The organism is Pseudomonas sp. YuFO20 (assembly GCF_035064975.1).
In the GTDB taxonomy this organism is placed as follows: domain Bacteria; phylum Pseudomonadota; class Gammaproteobacteria; order Pseudomonadales; family Pseudomonadaceae; genus Aquipseudomonas; species Aquipseudomonas putida_AE.
This window is the reverse complement of the sequence record NZ_JAXDEO010000149.1, coordinates 1-804: the sequence shown is the minus strand read 5'-3', so window position 1 is coordinate 804 and position 804 is coordinate 1. Positions and strand designations below refer to the sequence as shown.

1 pseudogene is annotated in these 804 nt (G+C 65.5%); it reads right to left on the bottom strand.

Annotation, left to right across the window (positions count from 1 at the left end):
- A pseudogene (locus tag SOP85_RS30995) lies at nucleotides 1-804 on the bottom strand (glycine dehydrogenase (aminomethyl-transferring)); the annotation flags it as partial.

The window sequence follows — 804 nt, the reverse complement described above, 5'->3', positions numbered from 1 at the left end:
GATCATCAGCGCGGCGAGGTGTTCGCGGTGCTCGATGGCCTTGGCGCGCAGGTCTTCGATGTCGACGTTGCCGCGGGCGTCGCAGGCGGTGACCACAACACGCATGCCAGCCATCTGCGCAGTGGCCGGGTTGGTGCCGTGGGCCGACGACGGGATCAGGCAGATGTCGCGACGGTCTTCGCCACGGCTCTGGTGGTAGGCGCGGATGGCCAGCAGGCCGGCGTATTCACCCTGGGAACCGGCGTTCGGTTGCAGCGAGATCGAGTCGTAGCCGGTGGCGGCGCAGAGCATCGCTTCCAGTTCATCGGTCAGTTGCTGGTAGCCGGCGCTTTGCTCGGCCGGGGCGAACGGGTGCAGGGCGCCGAATTCGACCCAGGTCACCGGGATCATTTCGCTGGCGGCGTTGAGTTTCATGGTGCACGAGCCCAGCGGGATCATGGTGCGATCGAGGGCCAAGTCCTTGTCGGCGAGCTTGCGCAGGTAGCGCATCAGCTCGGTTTCCGAGTGGTAGCGGTTGAACACCGGGTGGCTGAGGATGGGCGACTGGCGAACCAGAGTGGCCGGGATGGTGCTGGAGACGGAAGCGGCGAGGGCGGTGAAGTCCGGCAGGGTCTGGCCCGCGGCGAACAATGCCCACAGGATTTCGACGTCGGCCTGGGTGCTGGTTTCGTCCAGGGAGAGGCCCAGACGTTCAGCATCGACCACGCGCAGGTTGATCTGCTGGGCATGGGCCTGCTCGTGCAGCTTGGCGGTGTTGGCGCCAGTGGCAATCGTCAGGGTGTCGAAGAAGTTTTCTTGCTCGAC